Here is a 15,972-nt window from a genome sequence, read left to right as displayed (position 1 = left end):
TGCCGGTTGTGGCTTCCTGCTGATCGTGATGCTCCTCGGAAGGGGTAGGGAACGTCGTCATCCTCACCCGGATGGGTGCGGCGCGCCAGTCAGCCCGCCGCCGGGGTCCGCAGGCCGGTGTTGACCGGCGTCAGCGGCAGCAGTTTCTGCCCGGTCGGACCGATCTGGATCTCAGTATCCATTGACGGACAGACACCGCAGTCGAAACAGGGCGTCCACCGGCAGTCATCCTGCTCATACTCGCCCAACGCGTCCTGCCAGTCCTGCCAGAGCCAGTCCTTGTCCAGCCCGGAGTCCAGGTGGTCCCAGGGCAACACCTCGGTGGTGTCCCGTTCGCGAACCGTGTACCAGTCCAGGTCGACCCCGTACGCCGGCAGCGTGTCGGCGGCCGCGTCGACCCACCGCTGGTACGAAAAGTGCTCGCTCCAGCCGTCGAACCGGCCGCCGGACTCCCAGACCCGGCGGATCACCGCGCCGACCCGCCGGTCACCGCGCGACAGCAGCCCTTCGATCAGCGACGGCTCGCCGTCGTGGTAACGGTAGCCGATCGCCCGACCGAGCGACCGGTCCGCGTTGATGGCCTGCTTGAGCAGCCGCAGCCGGTTGTCGATCACCTCCGGGTGCTGCATCGACGCCCACTGGAACGGGGTGTGCGGCTTGGGCACGAACCCGCCGATCGAGACGGTGCACCGGATGTCCTTGGAACCGGTCGCCGCCCGACCCGCCTTGATCACCTCGTGGGCGAGCCGGGCGATCTGCAGCACGTCGTCGTCGGTCTCGGTGGGCAGCCCGCACATGAAGTAGAGCTTCACCTGACGCCAGCCGTTGGTGTACGCGGTCACCACGGTCCGGATCAGGTCCTCCTCCGAAACCATCTTGTTGATCACCCGGCGGATCCGCTCCGAGCCGCCCTCCGGGGCGAACGTCAGCCCGGTACGCCGACCGTTGCGGGACAGCTCCTGCGCCAGCTCGATGTTGAACGCGTCAACCCGGGTGGACGGCAGCGACAGCGACACGTTCGTGCCGGCGTACTGCTCGGCCAGGCCGGAGCACATGTCGCCGATCTCCGAGTGGTCGGCCGAGGACAGCGACAACAGACCGACCTCGTGGAAGCCGGAGTACTCCAGGCCGTCGGCGACCATCTGCCCGACCGTGGTGATGGACCGCTCCCGCACCGGACGCGTGATCATGCCCGCCTGGCAGAACCGGCAACCGCGCGTACAGCCGCGGAAGATCTCTACCGCGTAGCGTTCGTGGACCGTCTCGGCCAGCGGGACGATCGGCTTCTTCGGGTACGGCCAAGCGTCCAGGTCCATGGTGGTGCGCTTGTGCACCCGGAACGGCACGTCAGCCCGGTTCGGCACCACCCGCTGGATCCGGCCGTCCGGCAGGTAGTCCACGTCGTAGAAGCGCGGTACGTAGATGCTCTCCGTACGGGCCAGCCGCAGCAGCAGCTCGTCGCGCCCACCCGGCGACCCTTCGGCCTTCCACCGCCGGACGATGCCGGTGATCTCCAGCACGGCTTCCTCGCCGTCGCCGAGCACCGCCGCGTCGATGAAATCGGCGATCGGCTCCGGGTTGAACGCGGCATGCCCACCGGCCAGCACCACCGGGTGTGAGTCGTCCCGGTCAGCGGCGGACAACGGGATCCCGGCCAGGTCGATCGCGGTCAGCAGGTTCGTGTAGCCCAGCTCGGTGGCGAACGAGACACCGAACACGTCGAAGTCGCCGACCGGCCGGTGCGCGTCAACGGTGAACTGCGGCACGCCGTGCGCCCGCATCAGCCGTTCCAGGTCCGGCCAGACCGCGTAGGTCCGTTCGGCCAGCACGTCGGGCTGCTCGTTGAGCACCTCGTACAGGATCTGCACGCCCTGGTTCGGCAGGCCGACCTCGTAGGCGTCCGGATACATCAGCGCCCAGCGCACGGCTGCGGCCTCCCAGTCCTTGGCCACCGCGCCGAGCTCGCCGCCGACGTACTGGATCGGCTTGCTGACCTGGGGCAGCAACGGCTCCAACCGGGACCAGACCGACCTGGCCGTCGGGCCACCCACGGTCGCCGTCGGGGCAGCGCCTGCCGGGACACCCATCAAACCTCCTCCAAACCGCACCGGACACCGGGTCAACCACCCACAGTACGCGGGCGGGGCGGCCGGGCTAGCCGCACGGTACTAACCTCGAACGGGTCCGAAAGGAGATGCATCTGCGATGCGGCAGCCGCAACCGGATGAAGGTCCGACCACGGACCAGCCAGCCGGGGCGGGCGGGTCCGACCCGGCCACGTCACCCGCCACGTCACCGGCCCCGTGGCGGGGCTCGGCAGCGGTGCCGCCACCGCGGCCGCGCCAGCGCTGGTGGCAGCGGGACGCCCCCCGGACGGATCAGCCACCACCCCGTGACCCGACCCTGCAGCTACCACCCGACGGGTACGCCGAAGACGATCCAGCGACCCGCACCCCGGTCGACCCGTGGGCCGCCGCCGACCCCTGGCCGGCGGGTCAACCGACCGACCCGCCCGACGAATGGCCCGGTGCCAACCCGCCGACGCCGGAACCGGCGGCCTTCCCCCCGCCGGTGGCCCCACCCGCGCCCACCTCGCCCCCGGACACGCCACCACCGGTCGCCGGTCCGCACCCGCCGAACCCGAGCCGGCTCCCGGTGACCCGACCACCGGTCACCGGGCCACCGGTCACCGGGCCACCGGCGCCGACCGGAAAAGCGGCCCGTCGGCAGCGCCGACAACAACGCCGACGACGGCGCTGGCCATGGAAGACGACGCTGTTCACCCTGCTCACCGTCGCCTGTTGCTGCGGCTGTCCGGCCTACTACGGCAAGCCGCTGTGGGACCAGTACCCGGCGAACGCCGCGCTCCCCGGGCAGGTCGCCGACCTGCGACTCAGCGACGACGGCTCCAGCCAGGAGACCGCCGCCCGGTTGGAAGGTGAGATGCGCACCGCCCATCTGCTTGCCGAGGACACCTTCGCCGGTGTGTACCGGGACGGCAACGGCAAGCTCGTGGTGCTCTACGGCATCACCGGTTTTCGGATGACGCCGGGCAGCGACCTGGACAGCGAGGTCGGCCGGATCAGCGACGCGTACCAGATGGATACCGTCGAGATGTTCGAGACCGGCACCCGGGGCACCCACCTGAGCTGCGGAACCGGCGTCTCCGACGGCGACGACGTGGTGGTCTGCGCCTGGGCCGACCACGGCAGCCTCGGCACCGCGCTGTTCACCCGCCGGTCGGTCGAGGAGAGCGCGACGTTGACCGGGCAACTACGCGCCCAGGCGATCAGCCGGGAGTGACCCGGGAGTGGCTCAGCCGGCGGCGTCGCCGTTACCGTTGCCCGGCTGGCCGTCGCTGGTCCTCGCCCCACCGGCGGTACGCGGTGGCGCGTACCGGGGCACGTACTCCTGGCCGGTGAGCTGCTGAATCTCGCTCATCACCTCGTCGGTGATCCGACGCATCTCGGAGCGGTCATCGCCGCGCCCGGTGAAGTCGAGCGGCTTGCCGAACCGGACCGTGACCGTGCCCCGGCTCAGCTTCGGCCAGAGCGACCCGATCGGCTGGATCTGCGCGGTGCCGACGAACCCGACCGGGACGACCGGCACCCCGGCGGCCAGCGCCAGCCGGGCCACCCCGGTCCGGCCCCGGTACAGCCGCCCGTCCGGCGAACGGGTGCCCTCCGGGAAGACGGCCACCTGCCGGCCGGCCCGCAGCAGCGGGATCGCGCCGTCGAAGGCGCTCAGCGCCGCCCGCCCGCCGCCGCGTTCCACCCGGATCGCGCCGAGCCCGGTCACCAGGCCTTTGGTCAGCAGCCCACGGAATCCGGTGCCGTCGAAGTACTCGGCCTTGGCCCAGAACGCCACGTGCCGGGGCAGCACCGCGCCGAGGAAGTACTCGTCGGCGACGGACAGGTGGTTCGCGGCCAGGATCACCCCGCCGGTGGTGGGGATGTTCTCCCGCCCTTCCACCTTGGGTCGCCAGCCCAGCAACAACGCTGGTCCGACAGTGACTTTGCCGATCGAATACAGCGGCGGCACGGATCCTCCGGCGACGGGACAGGCATGGGTGGGTCGGACAGACACGGTAGCGGACGGGATCCCGCCCGGACCGGTCAGACCCGCTGCACCCGCACCGACACCGGCTCACCGTCGCCCACCTCACCGGCGAATCCCCCCGCCGGGCCGGCCCCGGACGGGTCGACCGTCACCTCGTCGGCGAGCACCTCACCGGCGACGAAGTCCTGGTACGCCCGTACCGCCGCCGCCACCTCGGCCCCGGCGACCACAGTGACCCGGACCCGGTCGGTGATCCGCAGGTCGGCCTCCCGCCGGGCCTGCTGGATCACCCGGACCAGGTCCCGGGCCAGCCCTTCGGCGGCCAGCTCCGGCGTGACGGTGGTGTCCAGCACCACCACCCCCTGCCCGGCCGGCAACGGTGCGGAATGCTCCGGGTCGGCGGCGACCAGCTTCAACTCGTACTCCCCGTCGGCCAGCCGGACCCCGGCGGCGACCGGCGCGCCGTCGTCGCCCAGCGCCCAGTCGCCGGACTTCACCGCCCGGATCACCGCCTGTACCTGGCCGCCGACCCGGGGGCCGAGCACCCGGGGCACCACGGTCAGCACCTGCTGGCAGTGGTCGGCGACGGCGTCGGTGAACTCCACCGACTTGACATTGACCTCGTCGGCGACCAGGTCGGCGAACGGCCGCAGTTGTGGCGCGGCGGCGCTGGCCACGGTCAGCGCCGGCAACGGCAGCCGGACCCGCAGATTACGGGCCTTGCGCAGCGACAGCCCGGCCGAGCAGACCTCGCGGACCGCGTCCATCGACGCGACCAGGTCGTGGTCGGCGGGGAACTCGCCGGCGGCCGGCCAGTCGGTCAGGTGCACCGACCGTTCACCGGTCAGCCCGCGCCAGATCTCCTCGCTGGTCAACGGTGCCAACGGCGCCACCACCCGGGTGAGCGTCTCCAGCACGGTGTACAGGGTGTCGAACGCGTCGGTGTCGCCGGACCAGAACCGGTCCCGGGACCGGCGGACGTACCAGTTGGTCAACGCGTCGAGGTAGGTACGCACGCTGGCGCAGGCACCGGAGATGTCGTAGCTGTCCATCTGCCGGGTGGCCTCGTCGACCAGTTCACCGGTCTTGGCCAGCACGTACCGGTCGAGCAGGTGGGTGCTGTCGGTACGCCGGGTCGCGGTGTAGCCCTCCGCGTTGGCGTACAACGCGAAGAAGTACCAGACGTTCCACAGCGGCAGCAGCACCTGCCGGACGGCGTCGCGGACGCCGCTCTCCACCACCGCCATGTCGCCGCCGCGCAGCACCGGCGAGGCCATCAGCATCCAGCGCATCGCGTCCGAGCCGTAGGTGTCGAACACCTCGTACACGTCCGGGTAGTTGCGCAGGCTCTTGCTCATCTTGCGCCCGTCGGCGCCGAGCAGGATGCCGTGGCTGACGCAGTTGCGGAAGGCCGGCCGGTCGAACAACGCGGTGGCCAGCACGTGCATGGTGTAGAACCAGCCACGGGTCTGCCCGATGTACTCGACGATGAAGTCGCCCGGGTAGTGGTGCTCGAACCACTCACGGTTCTCGAACGGGTAGTGCACCTGGGCGAACGGCATCGACCCGGACTCGAACCAGCAGTCGAGCACCTCCGGCACCCGGCGCATCGTGGACCGTCCGGTCGGGTCGTCCGGGTTGGGCCGGGTCAGCTCGTCGATGCCGGGCCGGTGCAGGTCGGCCGGGCGTACGCCGAAGTCACGCTCCAGCTCGTCGAGCGAGCCGTACACATCGACCCGCGGATAGGCCGGGTCGTCCGAGCGCCACACCGGGATCGGTGAGCCCCAGAACCGGTTCCGGCTGATCGACCAGTCCCGCGCTCCGGCCAGCCACTTGCCGAACGAGCCGTCCTTTACGTGCGCCGGCGTCCAGGAGATCTGCTGGTTCAGCTCCACCATCCGGTCCCGGAAGGTGGACACGGCCACGAACCACGACGACACCGCCTTGTAGACCAACGGCGTGTCACAGCGCCAGCAGTGCGGGTACGAGTGGGTGTAGGTGTCGTGGCGCAGCAGCAGGCCCCGGTCGCGCAGCTCACGGATGATCGGCTTGTTGGTGTCGAAGACCTGCTCCCCCGCGTACGGCGGGACCAGGGCGGTGAACCGGGTGTGGTCGTCGACGGTGACGATCGTCGGGATGCCGGCGGCGTTGCAGGTGTTCTGGTCGTCCTCACCGAACGCCGGGGCCATGTGCACCACCCCGGTGCCGTCCTCGGTGGTGACGAAGTCGGCGCCGAGGACCTGGTAGGCGTTCGGGCCGGCCCGGTCGACCAGGTAGTCGAACAGCGGGGTGTAGCGGCGTCCGACCAGCTCGGCGCCGCGGACCGTGCCGACCCGCTCGAACCCGTCCAGTTCCTTGGCGTACGCCTCGACCCGTGCCGCCCCCAGCAGGTACCGCTGCCCGTCGCGCTGCAGCACCGCGTACTCGATGTCCGGGCCGACGGCGAGGGCCAGGTTCGACGGCAGCGTCCACGGCGTGGTGGTCCACACCCCGATCCGTTCCGGCTCGCCACCGGGCTGCGCCGGCGCCAGCTCGAACCAGACGGTGACGGTCGGGTCCTGCCGGTCGCGGTAGACGTCGTCCATCCGGGTCTCGGTGTTGCTCAGCGGCGTCTCACAGCGCCAGCAGTAGGCCAACACCCGGAAGCCCTCGTAGACCAGCCCCTTGTCATACAGGGCCTTGAAGGCCCACATGACGCTCTCCATGTAGTCCAGGTCGAGCGTCTTGTAGTCGTTGACGAAGTCGACCCAGCGGGCCTGCCGGGTGACGTAACGCTCCCAGTCCTGCGTGTAGGTCAGCACCGAGCTGCGGCAGACGTCGTTGAAGCGCTCCATGCCCAGCTCGACGATTTCCGCCTTCGTGGAGATGCCGAGCTGGCGTTCGGCCTCGACCTCGGCGGGCAGCCCGTGGCAGTCCCAGCCGAAGCGGCGCTCGACCCGCCGGCCGCGCATCGTCTGGTAGCGCGGCACCACGTCCTTGACGTAGCCGGTGAAGAGGTGGCCGTAGTGCGGCAGGCCGTTGGCGAACGGCGGGCCGTCGTAGAAGACGTACTCGTTGGCGCCGTCCGGACCCGGGTCACGCTGGTCGACGCTGGCTTCGAAGGTCTTGTCCGCCGTCCAGTAGTCCAGGACACGGCGCTCCACCTGGGGCAGGTCCGGACTGGCCGGCACGCCGGTGGCGGGGTCGGTCATCGGGTACGCCATGGTGGTGCCCTCTCCTCGCGCAGCTCACTGTCTCGTGGTCTGCGAGGACGAACCCGTCGGGCGGTCGCCGACTGCTGCCGGACGTCGCCACGGTGGGCCGCGGTACCACCTCGCTTGGCGGTCGCCGAGGTGCGCGACCGCCCGCTCATCGGCCGGCTGTGACGGGCCGGACCCGTCCGGTTCTACTGGGGCCGCCGCTGCCGGGCAGTGGTAGCCGGTTCTTCCGGAGGCTCACCGGTGATGGCCGGGTCGTCGCCTTTGGGTTGCCTTCAGTTTTGAGCGTATCCCACCCGTCGAGCTGGTTTCCGTCCGCCTGCCACTTCCGGTTTCAGCGGGCGGACGGGGCCGGCAGGGTGGCCGACCAGAGCGAACGGCCGTCCCGGTCGCGCAGGTGCACGGTGAACGCCCGGGATTCGCCGTCGACGAACACCTCGCCGTAGTGCTGGAAACCTTCGGCCGGTGAGGTGTTGACCCGCGGTGGGGCGTTGACGAACACCGCCTCCGGGCCGAACGTACCGTCGAGGGTGTTCGGGCCGAACGCCCCGGCGTGCGCCGGGCCGGAGACGAACTCCCAGAACGGGGTGAAGTCGGCCACCGCTGCCCGTGCCGGATCGTAGTGATGGGCGGCGGTGTAGTGCACGTCAGCGGTGAGGAAGACGATACCGGTGACACCGGCCCGGTGCGCCGCGCCGAGAATCTCGGCGAACTCCAGCTCCCGCCCGGCCGGCGCGCCGCCGTCGCCCTGGGCGATGCCTTCCTGGGCTGCGCCACCGTCCGGCACGATCAGACCGAGCGGCAGGTTGTTGGCGATCACCTTCCAGGTGGCCGTCGACCGGGTGAGCTCGCGGATCAGCCACTGCCGTTGCTGGGTGCCGAGCAGGCCCCGATGCGGGTCGGCGTAGGTGTTGCCGTCGTTGGGGTCCTTGTAGGTGCGCATGTCGAGGACGAACACGTCCAGCAGCGGCCCGTAGCGGACCACCCGGTACAGCGGTCCGTCGTCCGGGGTCGGCAGCCACTCGTGGAACGCCTGCCGGGACCGGGCGGCCAGCACGTCGACCCGGGTCTCGGTGTAACGCGGGTCGGTGAGGATCTCGCCCGGGTACCAGTTGTTGGTCACCTCATGGTCGTCCCACTGGTTGAGTTGCGGCACCTCGGCGGCGAACGACCGCAGCTGCGCGTCGAGCAGGTTGTAGGCGAACTGGCCACGGAACTCGGTGAGCGTCTCGGCGACCTTGGACTTCTCCGGGGTCACCAGGTTGCGCCACACCCGCCCGTCCGGCAGGGTCACCGTCTCAGCGAGCGGGTTGTCGGCGTACACCGTGTCGCCGCTGCACAGGAAGAAGTCCGGCCGGCCACGCCGCATCGCCTCGAAGATCCGCATCCCGCCGAAGTCCTCGCTGATCCCCCAGCCCTGGCCGGCGATGTCCCCGGTCCAGACGAACCGCACGTTGTCGACCCGACCCCGGGTGCCGCCGACCGGCCGGCCCCGGTGGTGTCCGTGGTGACCACCGGCGCGGGGTGCGGTGCTCAGCGAACCGGTCAACGGTTCGCTGACCAGGCTGGGACGGTGCAGACTCTCCACCCGCACCCGGTAGTGCAGCCGCTCGCCGGCGGGCAGGCCACGCAGCCGTACCTTGCCGGTGTAGTCGCCGCGGCTGTCGAGCACCGGGCCGCGTACCCGCCGGGCGTCGCGCAGGTCCGGCCGGCGGCCGACTTCGACGATCAGCCGGCCGACCCGGTCCGCGCGGGTCCAGACGACGGCCTCGCCGGGGCCGGCCACGCCGCTCTGGACGCCGTGGGTGAGCACCGGCCGGCCGGTGGGGTGCCAGGCCGGCGCCGCAGGCCGGCCCGACGCTGCGGGCCCGCTGGCGGCCGCGCCGGCTCCGCCGAGCAGCGCGCCGCCAGCGAGTCCGGTGCCGCCGGCCAGTCCGGCCCGCAGCAGGGTACGGCGGTCGAATGGGTTCATCGAATCCTCCTGGGAAGTCCGGTGTCCCCAAGAGGTCTATCGATGAAATGTGGCGAGATCCCCCGAATCAGGTGGCCAGCACACGAACCGGCCGACAACCTGCGGCTGATCGACCGGGGTCAGCCCAGGTCGGGGAACCAGAGCTTGATCTCGCGGGCCGCGCTCTCCGGGGAGTCCGAGGCGTGCACCAGGTTCTCCCGGTTGGACAGCGCCAGGTCGCCGCGAATGGTGCCGGCCGTCGCCTTTCGCCCGTCGGTGGTGCCGATCAGCCCACGGACCACATCGATGGCCTGGTCACCGGCGAGCACCAGGGCGACCAGCGGCCCGCCGGTCATGAACTCCTTCAGCGGCGGGTAGAACGGCTTGTCCACATGGTCGGCGTAGTGCGCGCCGGCCAGGTCCTCGTCCATCCGGCGCGACTGCAGGGTGACCAGGTACAGTCCCTTACGCTCGAACCGGCCGAGGATCTCGCCGACCAAGCCGCGCCGGACCGCGTCCGGCTTGATCAACACGAGGGTACGTTCGACATCGGTGGGGCTGGACACGCTGGCTCCTTATCGACGGACCGGCAGCGCTCCCCTGCGGAGCGATCCGGTACGGACTGGCGCTGCCAGCCTAGTGGGTCCACGCCGCCCCGCGCGTCATGATGGAGGGCCAGGGGACGGACGAGGACCGGCGGCTACCGACGCCACCGGTCGTGGCTCTTCCATCCTCGCCGGGCCCGGCCTAGCCTGGCCTTGACGCAGGGAGGTCTACTGTGGCGAACGGCCATCGATCGGTTTCCACCGCCCGCAAGCTCATCGGCACGGTGCTGGGCACTTTCGCCACGTTCATCATCCTCTTCGGCGCAGGCATGACCAGCTGGGCGATCGCCGCGCTGGGCGTGGCGCTGCTGGTGCTCGCGGTCAGCCTGGTGCTGATCACCGCGTTCCCCGGCACTGAGCGCGCCTGGGTGGCTGGCATCGCCCACGTCCGCAGCGTCTCCGAGCCGCCGGCCTCCTCCACCTACGGCCGCTGCGAACTGCAGATCCTGGTGGACGCGCCGGGCGTACCGCCACGGTCGGTCAAGGTCCGCGACCCCCGGGTGCCGGTGGCGAAGTGGCCCGACCCCGGTGCCACGCTGCCGATCATGGTCGCCATCGACGACCAACGTCACGTACGGATCATCTGGGACGACGTGCTCACCCACGCCGAAGCCGCCGCGCAGCGGGCCGACCTGCCGCCGGAGTTCGACGAGCCCGATTTCAGCACCCTCGACGACGACCTGCTCGACGTCGATGAGGAGCCGCCGTGGGTGCGGCGACGCTCCGACGACCTGTTCCTCGACCCGGACACCACCCGGACCGCCGATCTCGGTGCGGGGCTGCGCGACGACGATCCGGCCGAGCCCGCCGGTCCGGCCGACGATCCGCGTCAGCGCCAACGCGACCCGGCGGAGAACCCCCGCCCGGACTTCGCCACCCCAGGGTTCGACCCGGACATCGAACCGTCCGAGCCGGAGGATCCCGGCAACCCCGGCAAGGACCCCGGCAAGGTCGGCGACCCCGTCGTGGTGAGCCAGTCTCCGGGCGGCCACAAGGTGGTGGACGGCACGGTGGTGGACCCGCAGCCGGTGCCGCTGCCGCGCCGTGCCCGGCCACGGCCGTACTCCCCACCCGCCGAGCCGGAGGCCGGCACGGTCACCGCCGGAGCGGACCGGGGCCGGGCCGCCGCCGAGGCCCGCGCCGAGTCACCGACCGCCACTGGGACGGCGCTGGCCGACCAGCCCGACCCGGACGCAGACGACCCCGACGGCGGGTCGGTGCCCGACCCGGACGGACCGCTCGCCGACCTGGCCGCCGCCGGCCCCGACACCCTGGCCGGCGAACCGGCCGACGATCACGGGCCGATTCACGGCGTCGGTCTGACCCTGCTCGTCGCGGACCTCGACCGGTCGGTCGAGTTCTACCGCGACATGCTCGGCTTCTTCGAGATCGACGGCGGTGACGGAAACGCAGTGCTCGCCTCCGGGCAGACCCGCCTGGTGCTGCGGTCGGTGCCCGAGGTCGCCCCGGTCAACCGTCGGCTCATGCACCTCAACCTAGAAGTCGACGGCCTGCAACGGATGCACGACGAACTCAAGGCCAAAGGGGTGCGGTTCACCTACGCGCCCCGGGCAGTCAACCGTGGTGCCCGGTTGGAGCTGTGGGCAGCCGCTTTCCGCGACCCGGACGGCCACGGCATCGCCATCATCGAGTGGCGTGACCGCGACCAGCCGACGTCCGACGCCGACGTGTCGCAGTGACCCCGGCGACGGCTGTGGTCAGCTGAGAATGACCCGCCGGACGTGCCACACGTACGCCCAGACGATGCCGAACAGCACCCCCACCACCAGCAGCGACCAGTGCAGCAGACCGGCGAGCAGGACCAGCCCCTGCAGCACGGTGCCGGCGTACCAGGCCCAGCGGCGCCGCAGCAGACCGGCGAGCAGCACCGCGCCGACGGCGAGGACGGCGCTGGCCACCATGGCCGCCGGGACGGAGCCGTCGCCCAGCATCCGGATCGGCTGGATCGCCAGCACCAGCACCAACGCTTCCAGGCCGAGAGTCGCCGCGCCGAGCCCGCGCGCGGCGGCCGACGGGTTGCGCAACCCGGACCGACGCGGCGGCAGCCCGGCTGGGTCGTCGCTCACGGATTCGTCGCTCACCGGGCCGTCGCTCACCGGGTCAGCAGCCGGCGTGCGTCGGCCACCGTCACCACCGACCCGGTGATCAGGACCCCCACCCCGCTGAGCTCCCCGTCGAGGTCGGCCTCGGCCAGCTCCACCGCCGCTTCGATCGCGTCCGGCATCTGCTGGGTCACCCGTACCCGGTCCACGCCGAACGCCTCGACCGCGAGGCCGGCCAACTGACCGACCGGCATCGCCCGCGGCGACGTGTTGCCGGTCACCACCAGCGCGTCCGCCACCGGCTCCAGCAGATCCAGCAGCGCCTCGGCGTCCTTGTCGGCCAGCACGGCGAGTACCACCACGAGCCGCCGGAACGCGAACTCCTCCTGCACCGCGGCGACCGTAGCCGCCATCCCGTGCGGGTTGTGGGCGCCGTCGAGCAGGATCGTCGGCGCGCTGCGTACCCGCTCCAGCCGGCCCGGTGACGACACCCCGGCGAAGCCCTGCCGGACCGGCTCGGCGTCCAACGTCCGGCCCGGACCGGCACCGAGGAACGCCTCCACCGCCGCCAGCGCCAACGCCGCGTTCTGCGCCTGATGCGCCCCGTGCAGCGGCAGGAACACCTCGTCGTACCGGCCGCCGAGCCCCTGCAACGTGAGCATCTGCCCGCCGACCGCGACAGCGCGGTGGACCACTCCGAACTCGCCGCCCTCCCGGGCGATGGTTGCCCCCACCTCGGCGCACCGGTCCAGAATCGGCCCGGCCGCCTCCTCCGGCTGCACCGCGGTGACCACCGTCGACCCGGCGTGCACGATGCCGGCCTTGGCCCAGGCGATGTCGGTGAGGGTGTCACCCAGCCACTCGGTGTGGTCCAGACCGATCGGCGTGATCACGCAGACACCGGCGGACAGCACGTTGGTGGCGTCCTCGGCGCCGCCCAGCCCGACCTCCACCACCGCCACGTCGACCGGGGCGTCGGCGAACGTCGCGAACGCCAGCGCGGTCGTCGTGTCGAAGTACGTCAGCGGCTCCGCTGCCTGCTTGTCAACCAGGCCGGCCAACGGCGCGACCTCCCGGTACACTGCGGCGAATCGCTCCTCGCTGACCGGCTCACCGTCCAGGCTGATCCGCTCCCGCACCGTCTCCAGGTGCGGACTGGTGTAGCGGCCGGTGTGCAGCCCGAAGGCCCGCAGCAACGAGTCGATCATCCGGGCGGTCGAGGTCTTGCCGTTGGTCCCGGTCAGATGGATCGACGGGTACGCCCGCTGCGGGCTGCCCAGCAGGTCCAGCAGCTGGCCGATCCGGTCCAGGTCGAACACCATCCTGGTGAAGCCCCGGTCGGCGAGCTCCTGCTCGACCCGCGCGAACTCGCCACCCGGCCGCTGCTTCGCGCCGCCGGTGGCTCCAGGTCGACGTACCGTCACGACTGCTCACCGTCGGCGGCCGGCAGCGCGGCGAGCGCTCCGGCGATGCGGGCCAGCTCCGCCTCGGCCGCCGTCAACCGGGTACGGATCTTGTCCACCACCGGGGCAGGTGCCTTGTCGACGAACGCGCTGTTGCCCAACTTGGCCCGACACTGCTCGGCTTCCCGCTTGGCCGCCGACCGGTCCTTGGTCAACCGGGCGCGTTCAGCCGCCACGTCGATCGAACCGCGGGTGTCGAACTCGACCCCGACCTGCGCGGTCACGGCAAGCTTCGCGGTGGCCGAGAACTCGACGGCCGGTTCGTCCAGCCGGGTCAGCGACCGGATCAGCGGCTCGTGCCCGCCGACGCCCGCGTCGGCCAGACCGGTCAGCCGGGCGCTGACCCGTTGGGTTGGCCGCAGCCCCTGATCCGACCGGAACCGGCGGACCTCGGTGACCACCCGCTGCACCACGGCCAGCTCCGCCTCCGCCGCCGGATCGTGCCACGCCGGATCGGCGACCGGCCAGGAAGCCACCATCAGACTGCCGGCCACCGGCTGGCCCGACCCGGCCAGCGCCGACCACAACTCGTCGGTGACGAACGGGGTAACCGGGTGGAGCAGCCGCAGCAGCTGGTCGAGCACGTGGCCGAGCACCCGGCGGGTCCGGTCAGCGGCCTCCCCGCCAGCGCCCAGCACCGGCTTGCTCAGCTCCAGGTACCAGTCGCAGACGTCGTCCCAGGCGAAGTGGTAAAGCGTGTCACACGCCTTGGCCAGCTCGAACGCCTCGAACTGCTGGTCGACCTGCGCTGTCACCTCCTGCAGTCGGGACATGATCCACCGGTCGGTCATGCCCAGATCCGCCGGATCGGGCAGGTCGCCGGTCAGGTGCGCGCCGTTGAGCAGCGCGAACCGGGTGGCGTTCCACAGTTTGTTGCAGAAGTTGCGGGAACCCTGGCACCACTCCTCGCTGATCGGCACGTCGGCGCCCGGGTTGGCGCCCCGGACCAGGGTGAACCGGGTTGCGTCGGCACCGAACCGGTCGATCCAGTCGAGCGGGTCGACGACGTTGCCGTACGACTTGGACATCTTCTTGCCGAACTGGTCCCGGACCATGCCGTGCAGGGCCACCACGTCGAACGGCTGCCGGCCTTCCATCGCGTACAGCCCGAACATCATCATCCGGGCCACCCAGAAGAACAGGATGTCGTAGCCGGTCACCAGCACGCTGGTCGGGTAGAAGGTCCGCAGGTCGTCGGTCTGGTCCGGCCAGCCGAGCGTGGAGAACGGCCACAGCGCGCTGGAGAACCAGGTGTCGAGGACGTCCTCGTCCTGCCGCCAGCCGGCACCGGCCGGCGGCTGCTCGTCGGGTCCGACGCAGACGACCTCGCCCGCCGGGCCGTACCAGACCGGAATCCGGTGCCCCCACCACAGCTGCCGGGAGATGCACCAGTCGTGCATGTTGTCGACCCAGGCGAAGTAGCGTGCGGCCAGCTCCGGCGGCTCCACCCGGGTCCGACCGTCACGCACCGCGTCCCCGGCCGCCTTCGCCAGCGGGCCGGTCCGGACGAACCACTGCAACGACAGCCGCGGCTCGACCGTGGTCCGGCACCGCGAACAGTGACCGACCGCGTGCACGTACGGCCGCTTCTCGGCCACCACCCGCCCTTCGGCCCGCAACGCCGCGACGATCGCCGGCCGCGCCTCGAACCGGTCGAGTCCTTCGAACGGTCCGGCCGCCGTGACCACCGCCCGCTCGTCAAGGATGGTCAGACTCGGCAGCCCGTGCCGTTGGCCGATCTCGAAGTCGTTGGGGTCGTGCGCCGGGGTCACCTTCACCGCGCCCGTGCCGAACGTCGGATCGACGTGCGCGTCCGCGACGATCGGGATCCGCCGACCGGTCAACGGCAGCTCAACCTCGGTGCCGACGAGATGACGGTAGCGGTCGTCGTCCGGGTGCACCGCCACAGCGGTGTCGCCCAGCATCGTCTCGACCCGGGTGGTGGCCACCACGATCGACGCGTCGCCCTCGCCGTACCGGATGGAAACCAGCTCGCCGTCGTCGTCGCTGTGTTCCACCTCGATGTCGGACAGGGCGGTTCGGCACCGCGGGCACCAGTTGATGATGCGCTCGGCGCGATAGATCAGCTCGCCGTCGTAGAGACGCTTGAAGATGGTCTGCACCGCCCGGGACAGACCCTCGTCCATCGTGAAACGCTCCCGGTCCCAGTCGACCGAGTCACCGAGACGGCGCATCTGCCCGAGGATGGTGCCGCCCGACTCCGCTTTCCACTGCCAGACCCGGTCGATGAACTGCTCCCGGCCAAGGTCGTGCCGGGACAGCCCTTCGGCAGCGAGCTGTCGCTCCACGACGTTCTGGGTGGCGATCCCGGCGTGGTCCATGCCGGGCAACCAGAGCGCCTCGAAGCCCTGCATCCGCTTGCGTCGGATCAGTGTGTCCTGGATCGAGTGGTCGAGTGCGTGCCCGACGTGCAGCGACCCCGTGACGTTCGGCGGCGGCACCACAATGGTGAACGGCGGCTTCCCGCTGCCCGCGTCGGCTCGGAAGTACCCCTCGGCTACCCACCGCTCGTACCGCCGATGTTCGACCTCGCCCGGAGCGTACTGGGCCGGCAACATGGGGGCAGCGTCGTGATGGGGTTGCGAAGTTTCGGTCACCCATCGAGTTTACGGA

Annotated in this window: 10 protein-coding genes; 2 read left to right on the top strand and 8 right to left on the bottom strand. The window is 71.2% G+C overall.

The window, feature by feature from the left end:
• Positions 1-89 precede the first annotated feature (89 nt).
• On the bottom strand, positions 90-2,087 hold the full coding sequence (locus O7543_RS28545; protein WP_281551027.1) for a TIGR03960 family B12-binding radical SAM protein: 1,998 nt from the start codon (positions 2,085-2,087) through the stop codon (positions 90-92).
• Positions 2,088-2,205: 118 nt separating this feature from the next.
• Here O7543_RS28545 and O7543_RS28540 point away from each other — a divergent pair, with 118 nt between their 5' ends.
• Entirely contained in the window at positions 2,206-3,303 is a 1,098-nt protein-coding gene (locus O7543_RS28540) for a hypothetical protein (protein ID WP_281551028.1), read from the top strand.
• 12 nt (positions 3,304-3,315) lie between these two features.
• Here O7543_RS28540 and O7543_RS28535 read toward each other — a convergent pair whose 3' ends face one another.
• The 4 genes from O7543_RS28535 to ndk all read right to left on the bottom strand — a co-directional run bounded on the left by O7543_RS28535 (position 3,316) and on the right by ndk (position 9,773).
• Positions 3,316-4,041, bottom strand: a complete 726-nt coding sequence (locus O7543_RS28535; RefSeq protein ID WP_281551029.1) for a lysophospholipid acyltransferase family protein — start codon at positions 4,039-4,041, stop codon at positions 3,316-3,318.
• A gap of 74 nt (positions 4,042-4,115) precedes the next feature.
• Complete coding sequence (ileS, locus tag O7543_RS28530) at positions 4,116-7,262, bottom strand: isoleucine--tRNA ligase (RefSeq protein ID WP_281551030.1); 3,147 nt, start codon at positions 7,260-7,262, stop codon at positions 4,116-4,118.
• A gap of 328 nt (positions 7,263-7,590) precedes the next feature.
• Positions 7,591-9,228 (bottom strand): alkaline phosphatase D family protein, encoded by a 1,638-nt coding sequence (locus O7543_RS28525; protein WP_281551031.1) that lies wholly within the window; start codon positions 9,226-9,228, stop codon positions 7,591-7,593.
• Positions 9,229-9,347: 119 nt separating this feature from the next.
• On the bottom strand, positions 9,348-9,773 hold the full coding sequence (gene ndk, locus O7543_RS28520) for a nucleoside-diphosphate kinase (RefSeq protein ID WP_281551032.1): 426 nt from the start codon (positions 9,771-9,773) through the stop codon (positions 9,348-9,350).
• A 212-nt stretch (positions 9,774-9,985) separates the two neighbouring features.
• On the opposite strand from ndk, the gene O7543_RS28515 reads away from it, so the two are divergent.
• A complete protein-coding gene (locus O7543_RS28515; protein ID WP_281551033.1) occupies positions 9,986-11,512 on the top strand; it encodes a VOC family protein in 1,527 nt (508 codons plus the stop codon).
• 18 nt (positions 11,513-11,530) lie between these two features.
• Here the strand turns inward: O7543_RS28515 and O7543_RS28510 are convergent, their stop codons facing one another.
• The 3 genes from O7543_RS28510 to O7543_RS28500 form a co-directional block, all read right to left on the bottom strand.
• Positions 11,531-11,929, bottom strand: coding sequence for a DUF4233 domain-containing protein (locus tag O7543_RS28510; RefSeq protein WP_348650053.1), 399 nt, complete (start codon positions 11,927-11,929; stop codon positions 11,531-11,533).
• Positions 11,926-13,197 carry a folylpolyglutamate synthase/dihydrofolate synthase family protein gene (locus O7543_RS28505; RefSeq protein WP_281555665.1) on the bottom strand — a complete coding sequence of 424 codons (1,272 nt, stop codon included), beginning with the start codon at positions 13,195-13,197 and terminating at the stop codon, positions 11,926-11,928. The genes O7543_RS28510 and O7543_RS28505 overlap by 4 nt, the downstream gene beginning before the upstream one ends.
• Before the next feature lie 98 nt (positions 13,198-13,295).
• Entirely contained in the window at positions 13,296-15,917 is a 2,622-nt protein-coding gene (locus O7543_RS28500) for a valine--tRNA ligase (protein WP_281551035.1), read from the bottom strand.
• Between the last annotated feature and the right edge of the window lie 55 nt (positions 15,918-15,972).

It is taken from the genome of Solwaraspora sp. WMMA2080 (assembly GCF_027497395.1).
Lineage (GTDB): Bacteria > Actinomycetota > Actinomycetes > Mycobacteriales > Micromonosporaceae > Micromonospora_E.
The sequence above is the reverse complement of the archived record's forward strand: the minus strand, read 5'-3'. Positions and strand labels throughout refer to the sequence as shown.